The sequence below is a fragment of the Streptomyces sp. NPDC020983 genome (genome assembly GCF_044333485.1).
Lineage (GTDB): Bacteria > Actinomycetota > Actinomycetes > Streptomycetales > Streptomycetaceae > Actinacidiphila.
Map to the genome: position 1 here is coordinate 156706 of NZ_JBIRRA010000015.1, position 18992 is coordinate 175697.

Below are 18992 nucleotides of genomic sequence, written 5' to 3' on the forward strand. Positions count from 1 at the left end.
GTCCTGTCAGGTGGTGTGGGTGTCGGGTGCTTCGGGTCGTCCGGCGAGTGCGGCTGGCGAGTGTGCGGCCTGGCCCTTTGGCCGCACGGCGCGGGCGATGGCTCCGCGCGAGACGTCGTAAACCGCGGCAAGGGATGTCAGGGACTCGCCCGCCGCGTGACGGCGGCGGATCTCCTCGACCTGAACGGCGGTGAGCTTGGAGTGGGGATTGCCCTCGCCGCTATGGGCGACAGCGAAGGCTTCCCGGCAGATCCGGCACCAGCGCCTGCCGTCGCTGCGGACGACGGTGTTCTCGGCCGTGAAGGGATGTCCGGCGCCGCAGTGGGTTCGGGCTGCAGCCTTGGCGCGCTGCCGTGCTGAATTGCAGGCGCGGCACTCCCGTGAGACCCGGGTCTTACCGGTCGCGGGGTCGATGCGCCGATGGGGCATGGTGTTCAGGTCGTCGTAGGGATGGCCGGCGGGGCATTGCGTGCGCTGGGCTGGCTCCCCACGGCGGGTGTTCTCCGCGGGGGTTACAGGCTCCAGGTGGCGCGGGTTGCAGCAGGCTCGGTTGCGGCAGAGGTGGTCGATGTGCAGGCCGTCGGGTATGGGGCCGACCGTCAGTTCGTAGGCGAGACGGTGGGTGTAGGTGCTGCGGCCGTCTACCTTCGTGGTTCCGTAGCCGCGGTTGTTCAGGGGGCCGGTCCAGACGATGCACCCGTTCGGCCCTGCGGCTACTCGCGACCAGAGCTTCTGTGCGGGGTCGACTGGTGTCTTCCAGATCGGCCGACCGATTGTGTCGGTGCCCACGATGACCTTGCCCCTGCTGGCAGCGGTGCTGATCCATTTGCTTGGCATTGCGGTCCTCCTTCAGCAGCTGGGGGTGACGGGCGGCAGCACCGGGCGCACGGGGGCGGTCATGCGGCGGCCTTGGGGCGGATGTTGTCGGTGCTGATGTAGCCGTAGCGGATACCCAGGGCGACGGCGTGGGCGCGGTCGTAGGCGCCGAGTGCCCGGTAGACGAACTTGAAGTGCTGGACGACGACGTCCTGGCTGATGTTGAGGTGCTTGGCGATCTGCCGGTTGGTGTTGCCTTGAGCGGCGAGCGTGAGGAGTTCGATGCGGCGGGGGGTCATGGCCCGGGCCCGGGCGGCGACGGCGTTCATGCGGCCACCCCGGTCTTCTTGCGGCGGTCGCGTCGGGCTCCGCTGTGGACTTCGCGGAGGATGCCTTGGATGGTGTTCTCGGTGATGTCGTGGCCGCCGGCGGTGAGCCGCTGGTGGATGGTTTCGCGGGTGTAGCCGTAGGCGGCGAGGTGGGCGATCTCTTCGCGGCGGAGAGCACCGAGCTCGAACTTGTTGAGTTCGCGGTCGACGGTGGCCGGGTCGAAGTCGGGGTCGTCGATGTGGTCGTAGTCCTCCCAGAACAGGGGGTCACGCCAGCCGTGTTGGGCGGCACGGCGGCGGGCTTTGTCGGCGTCCCAGGGCAGGACGTCGTTGTCTTCGGGGCGCTGGTTGCGGATGCGCTCGTACCCGTCGGAGACGGCCTTGGCGGTGGTGGCGCAAAGGGTGGTCTGGTTGAGGAGTCGCCCGGGTGTGGACGGGTTGACGCCGAAGTGGGGGGCGAGGCTGCGCAGGGGCCAGCCGTTGGCGGCGAGGGCTTGGATGCGGCGGTGGACGCCGGTGGCGTCGACGCGGTGTGTGCTGATTGCGCCGGGTTGTACTGCGAGGAGCGCGGCTGCGGTTTCGGGGCGGACGCGCTGGGTGGGTTTGCGGCCGCCGACGGAGTAGAGGAGGCGTCCGACGGTGGGGGCGTAGAGGCCGGCGAGTTCGGCGGCGCGGATGTAGCTGATGCCGTGTTCGCGGAGCATGGCGAGGTGCTGGCGGATGGGTTCGGCGTCAACGAGGGGCTGCCAGGTGCCGTATCCGCGCTTGCGGTGGCGGGTGCGCTGGTAGTCGGCGGAGGCTTTGCGGCACTTGTCGCAGTGGCAGTGGTGGTATTTGGCGCGGGAGAGGGTGCCGTGGTCGGGGAGGGTGCGGGTGCTCATGCTGCGGCCTCCCGTCGTGCTGCGTGGGTGCCGCGCCACTGCTTGACGGCGGAGTGGTCGCGGGCCTCGCCGTAGCCGTCCTGCCGGATGAGGCCGTCGCGGTGGAATTCACCCATGAATCTCGCCCAGTCGCGCTGCGGGTTCGGGGGTTCGGGGAGCTGGTTGTCGCGGGCTATCTCCCAGCACACGAAGCGGCGGCCGGTGGCGGCGACGTTGACGTACACGGGGCGGATGGCGTCGGCCCAGGTCTCGTACTCGGATTTCGGCGGTTCGGGCATGCCGGGCAGCGGCATGGGTGCGGTCATGACACGCCTCCGTTCGTGCTGGCGGTACGGCGCTGAAGGGTGCGGCGTTCGTTCTCGCTGAGTCCGCCCCACACGCCGGCGTCTTGTCCGGTGTCCAGGGCCCAGGCGAGACACCGGGCGCGCGAGGGGCAGCGGCGGCAGACGGCCTTGGCTTCTTCGAGCTGGAGGGCCGCGGTCCCGGTCTCCCTGATCGGGAAGAACAAGTCCGGGTCTTCGTCACGGCAGGCGGCCTGGTGCTGCCAGGCGCGGGTGCTCATGCCGCGGCCTCCACGGTCACGGGGGTGAGGTCCCCGTCGGTGACGTAGTGGATGGTCTTGCCGAGGCTTTCCGCGTAGGCGATCTCGCCGCGGGTCGAATCTCCGATGTAGCCGCCCGGGGCGACGACGTAGACCTCGTCGGCGAGTCGGATCTTCGCGCGGTGGAGATCGTCGAGACGCTGCTTGCCGGCTTCGGCTTCGGTGGGGTTGGACCAGAGGGGGTGCGGGGTCTTCATGTCGCAGCCGGGCTTGATGACGATGCATCCCTCCCAGGTGAGGGCGCGGTCCACGTCTGCCATCTCGGCCATGAAGCGGGTGCTCCCGCACAGGACGACGACGGAGGGGATGCCGAGTCGCTCTTTGCCGTCGGCCAGGGTCTCGGCGGGGGTCAGATACTGGGGGTAGCTCACGGCGTGGTCCTTTCGATGTGGGCGTGGCAGTGGTCGCAGGTGGCGGTGCCGTCGGGGTGGGTGTAGACGGTGCGGGTGCGCTGCTCGTTGGGGCAGTGGCGGAGGGCGGTGGGGATCACCCCGGGGGCGCGGGTGACGGGGCGGCGACGGAGGAGGCTCATCGGGTGCCGTCCTCGTCGTCGTCCTGGAGGGGTGCGGCACCGGTGATCTCGCGGAGGATCGGGATGTACGCCGAGCACGCGGCGAGCACGAACCCCGCGACGACGGCGATCAGGGCGATGAGGCAGCCGACGAACATCACGCACCGCCCGACCGGCGCTTGAGTGCGTCGGCGACCATGTCGGCGAGCTGCTCGTCGCTGGCGGCGTAGAACGCGTCGGGGACGGTGATGCGGTCCCACAGGTCACGGCACCAGCGGGCGTCACCGAGGGCGGTGTGGGCGACATCAGCGGCCGGGCGCGGGGTGCCTGCCGCCTCGGATGCGCTGTAGGACTTCCACGGCCAGCGCAGGCGCTCGGCGACCTTGCCGTACCAGTCCGGGTCGCAGTCGCGGTGGGTCATCCGCTCGGCCTGCCCATAGAGGTAGCCGGCGGCCATCGTGGCGACGTCGATGGTCCGGTAGTGCCACGGGTTGGTCTTCTCGGGGAACGTCCGGCCGATGAGCTTGTTGAGCATGCCGGCGTCGAACGACGGGTTGGAGCCGACCATGACGGCACCGTCGAGAATTGCGGTGAGTAGGCCACCGACGACGGCGCGGTTGTGCCACCGCCAGTCCGGAGCTGTGGTGCGCTCCCCGTAGCGGTTGATCTCCAGGGCTTTGGGGTCGGCGTTGTACAGGTCGGGCTCGACGTGGAAGACGTGCTCGACGTCGCCCTTGCCGGGCTCGCGGAGGATGACGGCGATCTCCCACGGGTCGTGCAGGAACGGGTCGAGGCCGGTCGTCTCCGTGTCAACGAAGGCGAGGGCGTACTTGGTGGTGCTGGTCATGTGGTCTCCTATGGGGAGGCCGGCCCGGATAGGCCCCGGGCCGGCTGTTGGTCCGGGGCTACTGCTGCGGGGGCTGGGTGACGTCGGGCCACGGGGCCGGCTCGGTGGCCGCCGTGGTGGCCTTCGCGGGGGCCTTCTGGTTCGCCTTGATCTCGTCGGCGGTGACCTTCGGCTGCGGGAACTCCTCGTCGATCGCGATCTCACGCCGCTGGATCGACTTGTGGGTGATGAGCAACTGGGCGATGTCCGGGCCGGTCCACTGCTCGCTGGGGCGGCCGAGCTTCAACTCCAGGCGGTCCTTGGTGACGCCGAGGGAGTCGAAGACCTTGATGGCCCCGGCGATGCGCTCCGCCAGCGGCTTGCCGTCGCCCTTGTTCAGGGTCTCCCGGCACAGCTCCTCGGCCTCTTCGATGAACCAGTCGGGGATGACCGCGAAGATCGCCTCACGCAGTCGGCGGGCACCGTTGTTGGCGTTGTTTTCGTAGATGTCCCGGAGGTCGACGAGGGCCTCGACCTTGCCCTTCGCGAACCGGGCGTGGGGGACGATGAACGTCAGGACGTGGCGACTGTTGGCCTCGACGTCCCAGGCCCACGCCTGCATCTCGGACTGCTTGTAGTCGTCGTCGCGGCGGAGTTCGGTGACGCCGAACTGGATGTTGCCCCAGGACTGGGCGAGGGCTTTGGCGAGGTGGATGGACGATCCGGACACGGCACCGCCGGCGCGGGGGAAGCGGTAGAACGCCTTGCCGGCGAGGGCCATGGACTGGCATGCGGAGTGGATGGAGCCGCGGGCTGAGGAGACGCTGCGGGGGAACTGGCGGGCCACGTAGATGGCTGCCTGGACCTCGGCGACGGCGCGGGACTGCTCGACGGCGGTTCCCTGCCCGACGCGGGTGGGTGCGGGGGCAGGGTTCTGCTGCTGGACGGGGTAGTTCACAGGTAGACCTCGGCTTCTTGCTTCTGGGCCCATTCGGGCTGCGGGATGATCTCGACGGCGTCGCTGTAGCCGGGCCAGTGGCCGGTGTCGGTGCACTGCCGGTAGATGTCGCGGGCGACGGCGTTCTTGGCGTGGCCGATGCGCAGGTCGAGGGCGTCGATCTGGACGACGGTGACCAGGTACGGGGCGGTCTTCGCCTGGAAGACGAGCAGGAACACGGCGTCGCGGTCGGCGAGGTCGAGCGCGCGGGCGGCTTCGATGCACCAGGCGGCTTGGCAGTGGTAGCCGTAGGTGTGGATGGCCTTGGCGATGGCGTCCGGGGAGGCGTCTCGGGTCGTCTTGTAGTCGGGGATGATGAGCCGGCCTTTGCCCGGGTTCGGGAGCCAGTCCGGGCGAGCTCGGCAGGTGACGCCGGTGATCGGGTCGATCCAGTAGAGGGACTGTTCGGGTGTGCCGCCTGCGGGGTCGAACACGTTGCCTGCGACGGGGTGGCGGCGCAGGGCGTCGGCCATGGCGTGGATCTGCTCGTAGTCGTCGCGCTTGAGGGGGATGGCACCTGCGGCCCGCGCGTCGGCGGCCTGCTGACGGCCGTCTTTGGTGCGCCAGTCGTCGACGTCGACGAGGACGAGGTCGGGGCCTTCGCCGAGGATCAACTTGTGGGCTGCGGTGCCGTACTCGAACTGGGGCTTGGGGGCTGGTGGGTTGTCGCGTTCCCACTTGAACAGGGCGGGGCAGGATGGGGCGAGGAGCTTCCGGGCTCCGCTGCTGCTGAGGCTTCCGCCGGGCACGATGTCGCGGTGGTAGTCGTCGAGGCTGATCTCGTCGGCGCTGTACAGGCCCGGGCCACGCCAGGCGGGGTGGACGGTGGGCGTGTCGATGACGGCGGTCACTGCCCCTCCCGCCTGTGGTTGAGGCGGGTGGAGGCGATGGCCACGGCGACGACGAACACGGCGCACGGCGCGACGAGGATGACCGCGGCGAGGTACAGGTCGCGGATCACGCTGCACCGCCGGTGGCCTGGCGGGCGACGGTGGCGACGTACTGGTGGATCTCCCAGTCGCCCTCGCTGTAGGCGTAGGGCTCCCACTCGCCGCGGAAGTGTCGCCATCCGAGGGCGGTGCGCTCGCCGTCTTCCGGATGGGTGGTGACAGTGTCGCAGCGGAACTTCCAGTCGAACTGCGGGTGCTCGTGGTCGGTGTAGGTGTGGCCGGGCTGGAAGAAGTCCGGGGTGACGCCGGCGGGCAGCCGGGTGTTGTCGGGTCGGACGGCGCCGCGGGAGATCTTCGACGCCATGAGGTCGATGACGTCGGCCCGCACCAGGTCCTGCTTGCTGCCTGCGTGCCGGTACTCCAGGGCTTTCTTGCCGAGCCAGTACAGGATCTCGGCGTCGCGCTCGGCGCGGTGGGCGTCGCGCTCGCTCATGCCGCCCTCCCGCCGCGAACCGCGGGGAACCACCCGTGCCGGCCGAGCGCCGCGTCGACGGCCGTGGCGAGTCGGGTGAGGGGGTTGCGGTGGATGCGGATGGTGGTGGATGCGGCGGGCAGCAGGGCGATGATGCGCTGGGCGAGGATGTCGTCGCGGGCGGGCTGGTCGATGTCGTGGGGGTCCTGCTGGGGTGCCGGGTCGGTGTACAGGGCGCGCAGGTCGTTGAGGAGTTCGGGGTGCTCGTCGAGGACGGCGAAGATGTCGCGGAGGAGGTACTCGTAGTGTTCGGCGGCCACGGCCAGGTCGGCGCCGTCGGGGCGGGCGGTCACGGTGATCGGGAACGGGATGGGCTGCCTCATGCCGCCACCGCCGTGGTGGTCTTCGCGGCGTCGTACTGGGCGATGCCCCACACGATCGCGTGGCAGGCGAACAGGTACCACCAGTCGAAGTCGCGCAGGTCCCACTCGTGGACGTACTTGAAGTTGAACGCCTTCCGGCCCTCCGGGTTCTGATCCGGGTCCAGGAAGTACGCGTAACCGAGCGCGGCCATGAGGGCGCTGGCCTCGTAGTTGACGTCGTAGACGACATCGTCGAAGATCTCCACCTGCACGTCGTCGCGGATGCCCGGGTAGTACGGCTCGGCGGCGGCGACCTGCTCTTCGACGTACTCCTCGAAGCGCTCACGGGAGTAGGAGCGGGCGTTGCCGGTCCGGACCTTCTCCGCCCAGTAGGAGGCGTTGACGGCGCCCGAATCGGCGGACTGGCGGAACATCTCGAACATGTCCGGGGCGAGCCGGAAGACGAAGCTGTCGCCATCGCCGGAGAACACGAGCTGGCCGGGCGTGGTTGTGATCTCGAACCAGTAGAGGGAGCTGCCCGGGTTGGCGAAACGCAGGTGGCGGTGCAGCCCGTCGTCGTGCAGGACGGTCATCTGGTGCTTGGCGGTCTCCCGGGCGAACCGGTCGGCCGCGTCGCGCTCGGCCTGGGTGCGGTAGTCGGTCACTGCTGGCTCTCCTTGGTCGTGTAGTTGGTGCAGGTGTGGCCGGGGGTGAGGGGTTTGCCGCAGGAGCACAGCTCGGGCGGGATGACCCCGCGGGCGGCGACAGGGGGCCAGAGACGGGCGGCCGTAGCGGCGATCACGGGCTGGAGGGCCAGGCCCGCCACAACCGCCAGGGACGCGACGGTGGCGCTCACGCGGTCACCCCGGCCCGGTGCCTGCCGTGGGCCCGCAGGACCGCGCACAGCACCCACAGGGCGGCGGCACGGGCCGTGCGGGTGGTGGTGTCCCAGGTGACGTACAGGCCGTCCCGGCGGGCGTACAGCCACTCCATGCCGTCCGCCCACGACCGGGCGATCTCCTCGGTGTGGTCCGCGAGATAGCCGATGTACACGGCAGCACCCAGCACGGCGGTCGGGGCGCCCACCATCAGCACCAGCGCGCGGAGGTCAGACACGAGGGCCGCCCGCCTTCACATCGGGCTTCGGGAGCCCCGCCGCCTCCATCTGGATGGGAACGACCGGGCAGTCGGCCTCGTGCATGTACTCGCCGTCCTCGCACACGGGCTGGCACTGGCAGACGGCAGCCTCAAGGGCCGCCGCGTACCGCCGCTGCTCCGTCAGTTCGTCCTGCAGCTCGGCGATGCGCTGGTCCTTCTCACGGATGGCCTTGACCGCATCGTCCAACGCCTCGTTCGTGGCGTGACGCTCCGCCTCCAGCTCGGCGACGCGGCCACGGAGCTTCTGGACCTGTGCGTGCGGTGTGATGAGGTCGAGGGCGTTGGCCCACGGGTTGTTGTGGCTGGAGTGCTCGCCGATCAGCTCGATCGGACCAACGGCATTAGCGAGCTCGTCGGCCCACTCCTCGCGGTTGTCGCGCTCGTCGATCAACTGGCCCAACTCGCGGTCGTGCTCGACCTTGAGTCGCTCGACCTCGGTGGTCTTCTGACCCAGCTCGGCAAGCAGGACCGGCACACGCTCGGCGCTCGTATCCAGCAGCGGCAGGATGACCCTGGCGTAAATGTCGAGGCAGCGTTCGCAGGCACGGCACTTGTTGCGGTCGCCGAGCTCGAAGCCGCACTCGCCGCAGTACGCGCCCGCCGTGGACAGCGCGTTCTTGACCAGCTCGCTGATGCTCATGAGGTGCTGCTCGCTCAGCGGGGCGCTCACAGGGCACCACCCGTGGAGTTCTTCGGCTGCCGCTTGTTCGCCAGCTCGGCACGCAGCCGGTCGATCTCGCCCAGCAGCACGGCCACATGCACGCGGTACACGGCGGCTTCACCGGTCGCCGGGAGGGCGGCGGTCGCCCGCAGCGCCTTCTCCAACTCGGGAGTCATCACAGGGCACCCCCGGTCTGCACGTCGGCAGTACGGGACGGGTACACCGGGACCTCGCCCCACTCGACCGGGGTGACGAAACCCCGCCGCACCGAACCGGCGAAGTCCTCCGCGAGCTGCCTGTCGGTGCGACCCTTCGACAGGTCCGGGGCGGGCACGTTCAGGTCCGCGATGACCTGCGGCGTCTGGGCGCTCACGCCGCCACCGCCCGGGTCAGCACGGTGCCGTCACGCAGCACCAGGGACGTCGGCTCCACCAGGCGCGGGACCTCGATACGGACCAGCGGCCCGAACCAGTTCTCGACCGCTGCACGCGTCCACGGGAAGAGCATCAGCCCCTCCGGGCCCTGGTCGTCCAGGTGCTGGGGACTGTCGCAGACGAGCAGTTCCTCACCGGTGCGGGTGCGGCCACCGACACGCCACACGTCACCGTCACGGTCCACGAACAACACCGGGGCGGTCACCGGACGCCGTCCCGCAGCCGGGCGATCACGGCGACCGCGTCGGTGATGGCCTGGTTGTACGCGGCGTCCCCCGAGGTGCCCGTGTTGTCGTGCAGCAGCTCCGACTGCACGACCTCGATCGCGGCGTCCAGGGCGGACCGGTACCTCTGCACGTTCGGGTCACGCCCGGGGTTCTGGGATGATGCGGACACGGTTGTGCCTCCTCTTCTTGGGATCTGCGGGGCGTGGCCTAGGGGGCGGCTGGCCCTGACCGACCAGTCGTCCCCGCACCACGCAGGGGGCTCGATATATCGAGCGGAGACTCAGGCAGCGGCCTTTACGGGCTTGACCTGGGAGCGCGGCATGCGCCGGCGCTGCGTGGGGATGCGGGTCGGGGCGCCGCCGGCGCTGCAGCGGTCGTAGATGGCCCGACGGTGCTCGCGGCTGAACATCTTCTTGCGCCCGATGGTGGCGCCGACGTTCAGTTCCTTGGCGAGTCGGAAGATGGTCCTGACGCCGGTCTTGAAGACGTAGGCAGTTTCGGCGGCGTCGAGGTACTCGGCGTCCGGGTCTTTCGGCTCGCGGGGGGTGTAGTACCTCTCGTACTGGGTGTTCATCTCACTTCCTCTCTGCGTCGTTGAGCTCCCCGACGGGGGCGAGGAGTTGCCGTTCGCCCGCGTGAAGCGCGGTGCGGAGCCGGCTGTAGGTGCTGGGTTTCATGCGTTTGCGTATGCCGCGCTCGATCTTGCGGATGTAGCTGTCTGTGACGCCTACGGCACTGGCGAGATCTTTGACTTCAAGTCCTGCACGCTTGCGGGCGTCGCATATGGCTTGTCCGTTCACCTCGAACGTGGTGTCCGGTTCCTGCATGACGTAAAGCTAGACCACTTCTAGCCCGCTTGTCTACCCTGCGTCGGACAGACATCGCCCACAAGTAGCCCTGCTCTAGAGGCTGATGTGACGCGAGGGCAGGGCGATGTTCGGCCTATCTCTGGCCAGTCCTAGCCAGTCCGATCTAGTCCTGTCATCATGTGGGCGTGGCGACACCTGACCTGCGGAGACTTGCGGACCGCGTAGCTGAGCGGCGAAACGGGCTCAACCTGTCCATCAAAAGGGCGGCCGAGCTGGGGCCGATGAGCAAAGACACGTGGATCCGCGTTGAGGCCGGCGAGTCGGTCCAGCGCCAGACGTACACCAAGGTCGAAGCGGTGCTCCATTGGGCAGTGGGCAGCTGCCGTAAGGTCTTGGACGGCGGCGAACCGACCTCCCTCCCCGATGAGGACCATCACCGGATCACAGTTGTGCCTCCGGAGGACCTGGAAACGGAGATCCGCGACGCGGTCCAGGGCGCTCTCATCGCAACGACCGACGACCTGACCACTGCGCAGGTCCGACAGGTCCACGAACGGGCCATCGAGGTACTGCGCGCCCGCGGGGTCCTCCCACCAAAAGACTGACTACAGCGAAGCGGCGGCCCAAGTGGGCCGCCGCTTTTTCGTGTCCGACATCGGGACGATCTGGGAACGACATGGGAGATGAATGGGAAAAAATCATGTCCGACACAGGACGACCACTGTCCGACACCCGCACTACGTACACGCATCACCTCAGGTAGACGCCCTGATCAACGCGCAAACGGACTTGTCAGCGCACCGTCAGCCAAGTTGGGGCGTACATCACGATCATGTACGTCATGCACGACGCCTTCCGCCGCGAGCTGGGCCACATGAACGCCCTCGCCGCCCGTACCGACATCGATCCGCGGGAGGTCTTCCGCACCGCGCCCGGCTGGCAGCTCTTCAAGGACGTCCTGCACGTCCACCACAGCGCGGAGGACACCGCGCTGTGGCCGGGGATACGGGACGCCGTCGAGGGCAAGCCCGAACTGCTCGCCGTCCTGGACGCGATGGAGGCCGAGCACGCACGCATCGACCCGGCGCTGGAGGCCGTGGACGCGGCGGTCGCCGCGGACGGTCCCGGCGACGGTGCGCTGGCCGCCGCCGTCGAGGCGCTGGCCGAGGGGCTGACCGCCCACCTCGCCCACGAGGAGGACGAGGGCCTGCCGATCGTCGACGCCCACGTGACGCCGGAGATCCTGCAGCGCTTCGGCCTGGCGCACAGCGAGGGCGTCGGCCCGCGGATGCCGCAGGTGCTGCCCTGGCTGCTGGAGGGCGCGGACGCCGCCGACACCGAGACGACGCTGCGCCCGGTGCCCGAGCCGGTGCGCGCGCAGTTCGCCGCCGAGTGGCGGCCGGCCTTCGCCGCGCTCGCCCGCTGGGGCGCGCCCGCCGCCTGACCGCCGGACCGCCGTACGGGGCCGCCGGCGCCCCGTACGGCGTCCGTGTCACAGCGGGCGGTGCATGATGTGCAGGCCGACGTAGCCGAGCCTCGGGTGCCGGAAGCCCTCCGGGAGCGTCCCGATGACCTCGAAGCCGAGCGACCGGTACAGCGCCACCGCCGGCTCGTTGGACGCGACAACGGCGTTGAACTGCATCGCCCGGTATCCCGCGGCCCGCGCCCACTCCAGCGAGTACGCGCACAGCGCCCGCCCCGCGCCCCGCCCCCGGTGGGCCGGGTCGACCATGTAGCTGGCGCTCGCGATGTGCGAGCCGTTGCCCATGTGGTTGCGGTTCATCTTCGCCGAGCCGATCACCCGGCCCTCGTCGTCGACCGCGACGACGGTACGGAACGGCTCCGCGAGCATCCACCACTCCCGGGCCTGCTCGCTCGTCAGGTCCGGCGGGTAGGTGAACGTCTCGCCCTCGGTGACGATGCGGTGGAAGAACGGCCAGACGGCCGGCCAGTCCTGGTCGGTTGCTTCCCTGATCAGCATCGCGCCAGCCTGCCCGCTCCCCCGCCGCGGCCGCCACCGCATATCCGCCCCGCGGCCACCCCCGCGGGGCGGTGCGGTGCGGGCCCACTACGCTGGCGCCCATGGACGACACCACGCCCCGGATACGGATCAGGCCCGGCGGCCCGGCCGACGCGCCCGCCGTGCTCGGCATGCTCGACGGCGCGGTGGCGTGGATGAACAGCCGCGGCAACACCGAGCAGTGGGGCACCACGCCGTATTCGCAGAAGCCCGGCGGAGTGGAGCGGGTGCGGCGCTACACCACGGAGAACATGCCCTTCGTCGCCGAGCTGGACGGCGTGCCCGCGGGGGCGCTGGTGCTCGACACGGGCCCGAGCCCCCAGATGCCCGTCGCGCCCGCCGCCGAGCCCGAGCGCTACGTCCGGCTGCTGGTCACCGACCGGCGGCTGGCCGGCCGCGGCATCGGCGCGGCGCTGCTGGAGCACGCGGCCGAGCAGACGCGGCAGGCGGGCGTGTCCCTGCTGCGCGTCGACTGCTGGGCGGGCGGCGGAGGCGAACTCGTCCGCTTCTACGAGCGCTGCGGCTTCACCCGCGCCGCGGGCTTCCTGTCCGGCACCTGGCCCGGCCAGGTCCTGGAGCGCCGGGTCGGCTGAGCCCGCCGGGCCCGCCGGTCAGTCGAAGCGGATGTGCTTCACGCTCACCCAGGTCCGCCGCAGGCTGCCCCGCAGGGCGCCGCCGGTGTCCGGCGCCGCGTCCAGACCGGCGGACGCGGCGATCCGCCCGGCCACCTCCGGCACCCCGATCCGGTCGGTCCACAGGTGCTCCGCGAACTCCGGGCCGCGCAGCCGCTCCAGGCACAGATCCAGCTTCCCGAGCGCGAAGCTCTCCCGCCGCAGCGGCGCGTCCTTGCCGGCGACCGCCGCGAGGGCCCAGCCGAACGCGCGCCCGCGCAGCCGCCGCACCACCGTCTCGCGTTCGGCGAGCAGCGCGAAGTGCCGTACCTCGTGCCCCCGCTCGCGCAGCCGCCCGACCGTCTCCGCGAAGTAGCCGGGCTCGACGACCGTCATCGGCACGATCACCGCCCCGGGGTGCCGGGCCGCCGCGACGTCCAGCACCTCGAAGACCCCCTCCCGCCACGCCCGCAGGTCCTGGAAGTCCCCCCGCAGCGCCGGTGGCATCGCCCGGTGCAGCCCGAAGCCGATGTGCTCCGGATCGCACACCACACTCCCCGCCACCCGTCGGGCCAGCTCGTACGCGGTCGCGGTCTTGCCGCCCCCGAAGGGGCCGTTGATCCACACCAGCATGCGCCGACCCTACGCCCGGCCGGGGTGCTCACTCCTCCTCGGTCGAGGGGACGAAGTCGCGGCTGCGGATCAGCAGCAGCGACAGCACGCCGCCGGCCAGGGCGACGACGGCCGCCACGAGCAGGATGTGGTCCAGGCCCGAGGTGAACGCCGAGCGTGCGGCCGCGGCCGCGGCCGGGCGCTGTGCGGGCGGGACGTGGGCGACGGCCGCGGAGGACTGGCCGTTGGTGAGCGCGGCGGCGAACTGCGAGGCCTGCGAGGACAGGCCGGGGATCCGGCTCAGCTGCTCCGTGACCACGGACTGCACCCGGGTGGCGAACAGCGAGCCCAGCAGGGCGATCCCGGTCGCGACGCCGACCTGCCGGAAGGTGGAGTTGACGCCCGAGGCCATGCCCGCCTGCCGGGCCGGGACCACGCCGACCGCCGTCGAGGCGAGCGGCGGGTTGATCATGCCGATGCCGACGCCCGCGAGCAGCAGGCCGGGGACCAGGTGCGTCCAGTCGGAGTCCGCGCCCAGGCCGCGCATCCACAGCAGGCCGAGACCGACGACGATGCCGCCGGGCCCGATGAGCAGCCGCACCGGCACGCGCGCCGACAGCCGCCCGGAGACCGCCGCCACGACGAAGATCGGCCCGGAGGCCACCAGCAGCCGCAGGCCGGTGCCGAAGGCGGAGTAGCCCAGCACGTCCTGGATGTAGAGCGTCAGGTACAGGAACATCGCGAAGATCGACGCGGACATGCTGAAGGCGGCGATCAGGCCGCCGGAGAAGGTGGGTTTGGACAGCAGCGACAGGTCGAACATCGGGTGGCGGCCGGCGATCTCGATCGCGAGGAAGGCGCAGAGCAGCACCGCGGCGGCCGCGAAGCACTCCACCACCAGGGTGTCGGTGAAGCCGCGCTCACCGGACTTGATCAGCGCGAAGACCAGGAAGGCGAGCGAGCCGGTGAAGGAGGCGAAGCCCCACCAGTCGGGCCGCCGCGGGCGCGGGTCGCGCGACTCGCGGACCCGGGTCCATGTCACCGCGAGCGCCAGCAGCCCCACCGGCACGTTGACGTAGAAGATCCAGCGCCAGGAGATTCCCGAGGTCAGCGCGCCGCCGACGACCGGTCCGACGGCCACGGCGAGGCCCGTCACCGCGCCCCACACACCGAAGGCCAGTCCGCGCTCCCGGCCGTGGAAGGTCTCGGCGAGGATCGCCAGCGACACCGCGAACATCGCCGCGCCGCCCACGCCCTGCAGCCCGCGCGCGAGTTCCAGGAAGAGCGTGCCCGTCGCCGCCCCGCACAGCAGCGAGGCGAGGGTGAAGACGGTGAGCCCCGCGAGGTACGCGCGTCTGCGCCCGAAGAGGTCGGCCAGCGAGCCGCAGGTCAGCAGCGTCGACGCGAGCGTGAGGGCGTAGGCGTCGACGACCCACTGGAGGTCGGAGAAGCTGCTGTGCAGGTCCCGCTGCACGTCCGGCAGCGCGACGTTCACGATGGTGATGTCCAGCAGCAGCATGAACGTGCCGACGCACACCGCCGTCAGCGTCCACCAGCGGTGCAGCTCGCCCTGGCCCGCCCGGCCGCCGGAAGGGGCGGCCGGGCGGGCCGCGGGGGTCCGGGCCCTGTTCGCCATGGCGTGCGCCCCTCAGGGAGACGTGACCAGCGCCGCCTCCACCTCGCGGAGGAAGTCGTCCAGGTCGTCGGGCGTACGCGAGGTGATCAGCGTCCAGCCGCCCGTGTCGTCGGCGACCACCGACCGGTCCACCCAGCTGCCGCCGGCGTTGGCGATGTCGGTGCGCAGCGACGGGTACGAGGTGAGCGTCTTGCCGCGCACCACGTCGGCCTCCACCAGCGTCCACGGCCCGTGGCATATCGCCGCGACCGGACGCCCGGACGCCGCGAACGCCCGGGCCGTCTCGACGGCCCGGTGGTCCATCCGCAGGTGGTCCGCGTTCAGCGCGCCGCCCGGCACCAGCAGCAGGTCGTAGGCGGCCGGATCGGCGTCGTCGAGCGTCGTCGTCGGGGAGACGCTGCGGCCCGGCTCCTTGTCCCCGACCAGTGTCTGCACCGGCTCACCGGACACCGCCGCCACGTCGACGTCCGCGCCGTTGGCACGCAGGTGGTCGACCGGGACGACCAGCTCGTCCTGCTCCACCCCGTAGTTCGTGACCACCGCGAGGACCTTGCGCCCCTGCAGATCGTTGCCGGCCATGGACCGCTCCTTTCCCGGACGTTCTGGGACTCGTCCTCCCACGCGTGCCCGACCGGGGAGCCGGTATGCATCCGCGTCCGCCGAGGCCGCTGGTTGCGGCGCCGGGGGCCGGGTACACGCGAGGCCAGAGAGAACGCCCGACAGGCAGCACTTGTAGGAGGAGACCCGCCCATGGACCACACCGCCGGGCCCGCGGCCTGCCACGCCCGGCCGGGCCGCCGGTGACGCCCCGCGACAGCGGCGGTACGGACCGGCCGCAGCACAAGGACGACGACGGCCGCACCGCGGGCACCGTGCTCGTCGCGCTGCTGGCCAACGTCGTGATCACCGTCGCGAAGGCCGTCACCGGAGCGCTCACGGCATCCCCGGCCCTGCTGGCGGAGGCCGCGCACTCCGTCGCCGACACGCTCAACGAGGTCTTCCTGCTCGCCTCGGTGCGCCGGAGCCGGCGCGGTCCCGACGCCCGGCACCCCTTCGGCTACGGCAAGGAACGCTACTTCTGGTCACTCCTCGCGGCCGTCGGCATCTTCGTCACCGGCGGCTGCTTCTCCTTCTACCAGGGCCTCCACGCCTGGTTCACGCCCGAACGGCAGTCGACCAGCGGCTTCGTGGCCACCTATCTGGTCCTGGGCGTCTCCTTCGCCGCCGAGGGCACCTCGCTGCTGCGCGCCACCGTCCAGCTACGGGCCCGGGCGGCCGCCCACGGCCGCACCCTCGTCCGCGAGGTCGCCACCAGCGAGGACCCGACGGTCCGCACCGTCTTCGCGGAGGACGCCACCGCCGTGCTCGGCGTGGTGCTCGCCGCCGGCGGCGTGGTCGGCCACCAGCTGACCGGCTCCCAGCGCTGGGAGGCCGCCGCCGCGCTGGCCATCGCCGTCCTGCTGGTCCTGGTCGCCTTCGGGCTCGGCCGCGCGGCCCGCGACCTGCTCGTGGGCCAGGCCGCCGACCCGCGGCAGCAGCAGGAGGCGTACGCGGTCCTCGCGGACCAGCCCGAGATCGACACGGTCACCGCCCTCCAGACCATGCGCCTCGGCGTCGACACCGCGCTGCTCGCCGCCCGCGTCGACCTGCGCGCGGGCATCGACAGCGAGCGGGTGGAGGAGGTCAGCGTGCGCATCAAGGCCGAACTGCGCCGCCGCTGCCCGGCCTTCACACAGGTCTTCCTGGACATCGTCGATGCCGACAGCACCGACCGGGCCCGCGCCGAGGAGCGCCGCGAGGCGATCGATCGCGCCGCGGCGGCCCAGGACGACTCCGGCGGGGGCGCGTGACCCTCCGGAGGTGGCCGCCCCCGCCCTCGTGCTGCCGGGCGGCCCGGGACGGCCCCGGCGGGCGCGCGTGATCCGCGCGTTCCGGGGCGCGGGCGGTTCACCGGCCCGAGGGGGTCACTGCCACGGCTTTCCCCGTCTTCCGCCCGTGGCGGCAGGCCCGCGGGGTGTGCGGGCGCGCCCGGGCGGCCGGGAAAACTTTGAGCACGACCGTTCGTGTATATTCTTCGGCACACGGGCGGAAGGCGGGGGCATGCAGCAGTGGGGGCAGGAGCAGGAAGCGGGCACGCGGGTCGCGGGTCCCAACCAGTGGGTCAAGGACCAGATCGACGCGATGATCGACGCGGCGCCGATGCCGCCCGTGCCACCGCAGGGCCCGATGGCGCGCGGATGCCGGGCACTGCGCTCGGCCCTGCGGCGCCGGCGGGCGGCCGGGGCGGCCGCGGCCGCCCCGCCGGCTACTGCGGCGGCTCCGGGTGCGACGCGCGCGCGAACACGGTGAACAGCCCGCCCTCCGGGTCGCGGACGTCGGCCCACGGCCCCTCGGCGCCCTCGCCCGCGTCGACCACGGTGGCGCCCAGCTCGCGGGCGCGCTCGACCGCGGCCGGCACGTCGTCGACGGCGAAGGAGACGGACCAGTGCGGGCGCGCGAGCGGGTCGGGGGCGGCCTCGACGGCGCCGGAGGAGATCCGGGCGACGACGCTGCCGCCCGTCCGCACGACGACCTCGGCCCGGTCGAACTCGTAGCCCACCGTGCAGGCGTCGGCCTCGTCGTCGGCCCACTGGAGCACGCCGCCGTAGAAGATGGCCGACTCGAAGGCGTCGCGTGTGTGCAGGCGTACGACGACGGGGCCGCGGTCGTGCCAGGACTGCCAGCCGCCGGGCAGCCGGCCGTCCCACACGCCGAAGACGGCGCCGTCCCGGTCGGCGGCGAGCACGGCCCGGCCGGACGCGAAGGAGACCGGGCCGAGCGCGACGGTCGCGCTGCGCTCGCGGATGCGGGCGGTCGCCTCGTCTGCCTGCGGGACGGCGAAGAAGGGCGTCCAGACCACGGCGACCTGCATGTCCCCGGCGACCCCCCCGATCGTGGCGACCGGACGGCCGTCGCTCAGCGCGACGGCGAAGCGCGAGCCGAGCGTGGTCGAGCGGAACTCCCAGCCGAGCACGGTGCCGTAGAACTTCTCGGACGCGGCGAGATCCCGCGCGGTCAGGCTGACCCAGCACGGGGCGCCGCGCGCCACGTCCGTGCCGGGCGCGCCGGCGGGGTGGGCGTGGGTGTGCGACGGCTGTCGCCGGGTCATCGCACCGACTCCGTTCCATGACTCGGGGACCCTGGGGCACAGGGATGGTGATGCTCCGCCTGCCCGCTTTCCGGGCGATCATTCCTGTGATTTTTCGGCGGGCGGGACGCGGGTGGTTCCGGGCGCCGGGCGGCGCACGGTCAGGCCCGTGCACCGCCATTCCAGCTCCTCGGTACCGGGTGCGGGCGCCAGGTGGCCGTACCGCCCCGCGGCGACGCTGACGCACACCACGGGCCAGGCGCGCCAGTGCGGGCCCACCCCCCGGTTGTCGGCGTAGAGCAGGCGCTCGTCCGCGTACCACTCGACGCTGCGGGTGCCGAAGACGACGCGCAGGGCGAAGGGCACGCCGGGAGTGACGGCGTCCTCGGCGTAGTGGCCGGAGGGCCGGACGTGGTTGGTCAGCTCCAGCATCCGCGGGTGGTCGGGGTGGTACTCGAAGGCGTCGACCTCGCCGTGGCCGGGCTGCGGCCCGCGGCCGGTGTCGCGCCCCCACGTCCACAGCGCGGGCCAGGCGCCCTGCACGTCGTGGACGACGCAGGTGGCGGTCAGCTCGTCCTCCGGCAGCAGCTCGAAGCCACCGGGGGCGTACTCGGTGGAGACCAGCGCGCAGTGCCAGCTGCCGTCCGGTGCGCGCCGGGCGGTGAAGGCGCCGTCGGCGGTGGGGGCGTAGCCGGGGCCGATGCGGTCGAGCTTGTTGTCTCCCGGGTTGCGGCCGTCGGCCGGGTAGGCGGAGGTGCGGCCGGCCGCCCACGCCGTCCGGTCGGTGAAGGGCGCGTCGAAGACCACCGCGGCGGCGGTGCGGTCGGTCATCATGCGGGCCCCCTGGCGTCGGCCGGAATTGCCCCTATTGAATCGGGTTCGGCCGGGTGTCCGGCAGTGGCGTGCGGGAGTGCGCGGCAGCGCGAACCGGACGGCGTACGCCCCCTCGGTGGAGCGCCGCCCCGCCGGAGCCGGCCCGCGACCGCCCCCGCCCTCCGCCCGGGCGCCCGCG

General features: G+C 71.7%; 33 protein-coding genes. 4 read left to right on the top strand and 29 right to left on the bottom strand.

The annotated features are described in order from the left end of the window. Positions 1-6 precede the first annotated feature (6 nt). From ACH4SE_RS29615 to ACH4SE_RS29725, 23 genes are all read right to left on the bottom strand, one after another. Positions 7-837, bottom strand: a complete 831-nt coding sequence (locus ACH4SE_RS29615) for an HNH endonuclease (RefSeq protein ID WP_398546580.1) — start codon at positions 835-837, stop codon at positions 7-9. Between the two features lie 59 nt (positions 838-896). Continuing rightward, the gene (locus ACH4SE_RS29620) at positions 897-1145 is read right to left on the bottom strand and encodes a response regulator transcription factor (RefSeq protein WP_398546581.1); all 249 of its coding nucleotides are present in this window, start codon (positions 1143-1145) and stop codon (positions 897-899) included. After that, positions 1142-2026 carry a hypothetical protein gene (locus ACH4SE_RS29625; protein WP_398546582.1) on the bottom strand — a complete coding sequence of 295 codons (885 nt, stop codon included), beginning with the start codon at positions 2024-2026 and terminating at the stop codon, positions 1142-1144. Before ACH4SE_RS29625 ends, ACH4SE_RS29620 begins: the two co-directional genes overlap by 4 nt. After that, complete coding sequence (locus ACH4SE_RS29630) at positions 2023-2331, bottom strand: hypothetical protein (protein WP_398546583.1); 309 nt, start codon at positions 2329-2331, stop codon at positions 2023-2025. The genes ACH4SE_RS29625 and ACH4SE_RS29630 overlap by 4 nt, the downstream gene beginning before the upstream one ends. Beyond that, complete coding sequence (locus tag ACH4SE_RS29635; protein ID WP_398546584.1) at positions 2328-2588, bottom strand: WhiB family transcriptional regulator; 261 nt, start codon at positions 2586-2588, stop codon at positions 2328-2330. The genes ACH4SE_RS29630 and ACH4SE_RS29635 overlap by 4 nt, the downstream gene beginning before the upstream one ends. Further along, on the bottom strand, positions 2585-2998 hold the full coding sequence (locus tag ACH4SE_RS29640) for a hypothetical protein (RefSeq protein WP_398546585.1): 414 nt from the start codon (positions 2996-2998) through the stop codon (positions 2585-2587). Before ACH4SE_RS29640 ends, ACH4SE_RS29635 begins: the two co-directional genes overlap by 4 nt. Then, positions 2995-3159 (bottom strand): hypothetical protein, encoded by a 165-nt coding sequence (locus tag ACH4SE_RS29645; RefSeq protein ID WP_398546586.1) that lies wholly within the window; start codon positions 3157-3159, stop codon positions 2995-2997. The genes ACH4SE_RS29640 and ACH4SE_RS29645 overlap by 4 nt, the downstream gene beginning before the upstream one ends. Continuing rightward, entirely contained in the window at positions 3156-3296 is a 141-nt protein-coding gene (locus ACH4SE_RS29650; RefSeq protein WP_398546587.1) for a hypothetical protein, read from the bottom strand. The genes ACH4SE_RS29645 and ACH4SE_RS29650 overlap by 4 nt, the downstream gene beginning before the upstream one ends. Further along, the gene (locus tag ACH4SE_RS29655; protein ID WP_398546588.1) at positions 3296-3985 is read right to left on the bottom strand and encodes an exonuclease domain-containing protein; all 690 of its coding nucleotides are present in this window, start codon (positions 3983-3985) and stop codon (positions 3296-3298) included. The genes ACH4SE_RS29650 and ACH4SE_RS29655 overlap by 1 nt, the downstream gene beginning before the upstream one ends. 58 nt (positions 3986-4043) lie before the next feature. Continuing rightward, positions 4044-4922 carry a hypothetical protein gene (locus ACH4SE_RS29660; RefSeq protein ID WP_398546589.1) on the bottom strand — a complete coding sequence of 293 codons (879 nt, stop codon included), beginning with the start codon at positions 4920-4922 and terminating at the stop codon, positions 4044-4046. After that, a complete protein-coding gene (locus ACH4SE_RS29665) occupies positions 4919-5812 on the bottom strand; it encodes a PD-(D/E)XK nuclease-like domain-containing protein (RefSeq protein ID WP_398546590.1) in 894 nt (297 codons plus the stop codon). The genes ACH4SE_RS29660 and ACH4SE_RS29665 overlap by 4 nt, the downstream gene beginning before the upstream one ends. 106 nt (positions 5813-5918) lie before the next feature. Continuing rightward, positions 5919-6344 (bottom strand): hypothetical protein, encoded by a 426-nt coding sequence (locus ACH4SE_RS29670; RefSeq protein ID WP_398546591.1) that lies wholly within the window; start codon positions 6342-6344, stop codon positions 5919-5921. Further along, entirely contained in the window at positions 6341-6706 is a 366-nt protein-coding gene (locus tag ACH4SE_RS29675; RefSeq protein WP_398546592.1) for a hypothetical protein, read from the bottom strand. Before ACH4SE_RS29675 ends, ACH4SE_RS29670 begins: the two co-directional genes overlap by 4 nt. Then, the gene (locus ACH4SE_RS29680) at positions 6703-7350 is read right to left on the bottom strand and encodes a hypothetical protein (protein ID WP_398546593.1); all 648 of its coding nucleotides are present in this window, start codon (positions 7348-7350) and stop codon (positions 6703-6705) included. The genes ACH4SE_RS29675 and ACH4SE_RS29680 overlap by 4 nt, the downstream gene beginning before the upstream one ends. Then, positions 7347-7541 (bottom strand): hypothetical protein, encoded by a 195-nt coding sequence (locus ACH4SE_RS29685; RefSeq protein WP_398546594.1) that lies wholly within the window; start codon positions 7539-7541, stop codon positions 7347-7349. The genes ACH4SE_RS29680 and ACH4SE_RS29685 overlap by 4 nt, the downstream gene beginning before the upstream one ends. Then, complete coding sequence (locus ACH4SE_RS29690) at positions 7538-7801, bottom strand: hypothetical protein (RefSeq protein WP_398546595.1); 264 nt, start codon at positions 7799-7801, stop codon at positions 7538-7540. Before ACH4SE_RS29690 ends, ACH4SE_RS29685 begins: the two co-directional genes overlap by 4 nt. Next, complete coding sequence (locus ACH4SE_RS29695; RefSeq protein ID WP_398546596.1) at positions 7794-8483, bottom strand: hypothetical protein; 690 nt, start codon at positions 8481-8483, stop codon at positions 7794-7796. Before ACH4SE_RS29695 ends, ACH4SE_RS29690 begins: the two co-directional genes overlap by 8 nt. A gap of 26 nt (positions 8484-8509) precedes the next feature. Further along, positions 8510-8680, bottom strand: a complete 171-nt coding sequence (locus tag ACH4SE_RS29700; RefSeq protein ID WP_398546597.1) for a hypothetical protein — start codon at positions 8678-8680, stop codon at positions 8510-8512. Continuing rightward, the gene (locus ACH4SE_RS29705; protein WP_398546598.1) at positions 8680-8877 is read right to left on the bottom strand and encodes a hypothetical protein; all 198 of its coding nucleotides are present in this window, start codon (positions 8875-8877) and stop codon (positions 8680-8682) included. Before ACH4SE_RS29705 ends, ACH4SE_RS29700 begins: the two co-directional genes overlap by 1 nt. Continuing rightward, positions 8874-9122, bottom strand: coding sequence for a hypothetical protein (locus ACH4SE_RS29710; protein ID WP_398546599.1), 249 nt, complete (start codon positions 9120-9122; stop codon positions 8874-8876). The genes ACH4SE_RS29705 and ACH4SE_RS29710 overlap by 4 nt, the downstream gene beginning before the upstream one ends. 17 nt (positions 9123-9139) lie before the next feature. Beyond that, positions 9140-9334, bottom strand: a complete 195-nt coding sequence (locus tag ACH4SE_RS29715) for a hypothetical protein (protein WP_398546600.1) — start codon at positions 9332-9334, stop codon at positions 9140-9142. Between the two features lie 111 nt (positions 9335-9445). Further along, the gene (locus ACH4SE_RS29720) at positions 9446-9739 is read right to left on the bottom strand and encodes a hypothetical protein (protein ID WP_398546601.1); all 294 of its coding nucleotides are present in this window, start codon (positions 9737-9739) and stop codon (positions 9446-9448) included. Position 9740: 1 nt separating this feature from the next. Then, on the bottom strand, positions 9741-9992 hold the full coding sequence (locus ACH4SE_RS29725; protein ID WP_398546602.1) for a helix-turn-helix domain-containing protein: 252 nt from the start codon (positions 9990-9992) through the stop codon (positions 9741-9743). 167 nt (positions 9993-10159) lie between these two features. On the opposite strand from ACH4SE_RS29725, the gene ACH4SE_RS29730 reads away from it, so the two are divergent. Next, entirely contained in the window at positions 10160-10579 is a 420-nt protein-coding gene (locus ACH4SE_RS29730) for a hypothetical protein (protein ID WP_398546603.1), read from the top strand. A 227-nt stretch (positions 10580-10806) separates the two neighbouring features. Beyond that, positions 10807-11418: a hemerythrin domain-containing protein gene (locus ACH4SE_RS29735; RefSeq protein ID WP_398546604.1), complete on the top strand. Its 612-nt coding sequence runs from the start codon at positions 10807-10809 to the stop codon at positions 11416-11418. A gap of 48 nt (positions 11419-11466) precedes the next feature. On the opposite strand, the gene ACH4SE_RS29740 is transcribed toward ACH4SE_RS29735, so the two are convergent. Further along, positions 11467-11955: a GNAT family N-acetyltransferase gene (locus ACH4SE_RS29740; protein WP_398546605.1), complete on the bottom strand. Its 489-nt coding sequence runs from the start codon at positions 11953-11955 to the stop codon at positions 11467-11469. 101 nt (positions 11956-12056) lie between these two features. Here ACH4SE_RS29740 and ACH4SE_RS29745 point away from each other — a divergent pair, with 101 nt between their 5' ends. Then, complete coding sequence (locus tag ACH4SE_RS29745; RefSeq protein WP_398546606.1) at positions 12057-12587, top strand: GNAT family N-acetyltransferase; 531 nt, start codon at positions 12057-12059, stop codon at positions 12585-12587. Between the two features lie 18 nt (positions 12588-12605). Here the strand turns inward: ACH4SE_RS29745 and ACH4SE_RS29750 are convergent, their stop codons facing one another. The 3 genes from ACH4SE_RS29750 to ACH4SE_RS29760 are packed head-to-tail and all read right to left on the bottom strand — an operon-like array spanning position 12606 to position 15432. Continuing rightward, positions 12606-13238, bottom strand: coding sequence for an AAA family ATPase (locus tag ACH4SE_RS29750; RefSeq protein ID WP_398546607.1), 633 nt, complete (start codon positions 13236-13238; stop codon positions 12606-12608). 28 nt (positions 13239-13266) lie between these two features. After that, complete coding sequence (locus ACH4SE_RS29755) at positions 13267-14853, bottom strand: MFS transporter (RefSeq protein ID WP_398546608.1); 1587 nt, start codon at positions 14851-14853, stop codon at positions 13267-13269. A 12-nt stretch (positions 14854-14865) separates the two neighbouring features. Beyond that, positions 14866-15432: a type 1 glutamine amidotransferase domain-containing protein gene (locus ACH4SE_RS29760; RefSeq protein WP_398546609.1), complete on the bottom strand. Its 567-nt coding sequence runs from the start codon at positions 15430-15432 to the stop codon at positions 14866-14868. 221 nt (positions 15433-15653) lie between these two features. On the opposite strand from ACH4SE_RS29760, the gene ACH4SE_RS29765 reads away from it, so the two are divergent. Further along, positions 15654-16703, top strand: a complete 1050-nt coding sequence (locus tag ACH4SE_RS29765) for a cation diffusion facilitator family transporter (RefSeq protein ID WP_398546610.1) — start codon at positions 15654-15656, stop codon at positions 16701-16703. A 455-nt stretch (positions 16704-17158) separates the two neighbouring features. Here ACH4SE_RS29765 and ACH4SE_RS29770 read toward each other — a convergent pair whose 3' ends face one another. Next, positions 17159-18001 carry a VOC family protein gene (locus ACH4SE_RS29770; RefSeq protein WP_398546611.1) on the bottom strand — a complete coding sequence of 281 codons (843 nt, stop codon included), beginning with the start codon at positions 17999-18001 and terminating at the stop codon, positions 17159-17161. A gap of 78 nt (positions 18002-18079) precedes the next feature. After that, entirely contained in the window at positions 18080-18814 is a 735-nt protein-coding gene (locus ACH4SE_RS29775; RefSeq protein ID WP_398546612.1) for a beta-glucanase, read from the bottom strand. Positions 18815-18992 lie beyond the last annotated feature (178 nt).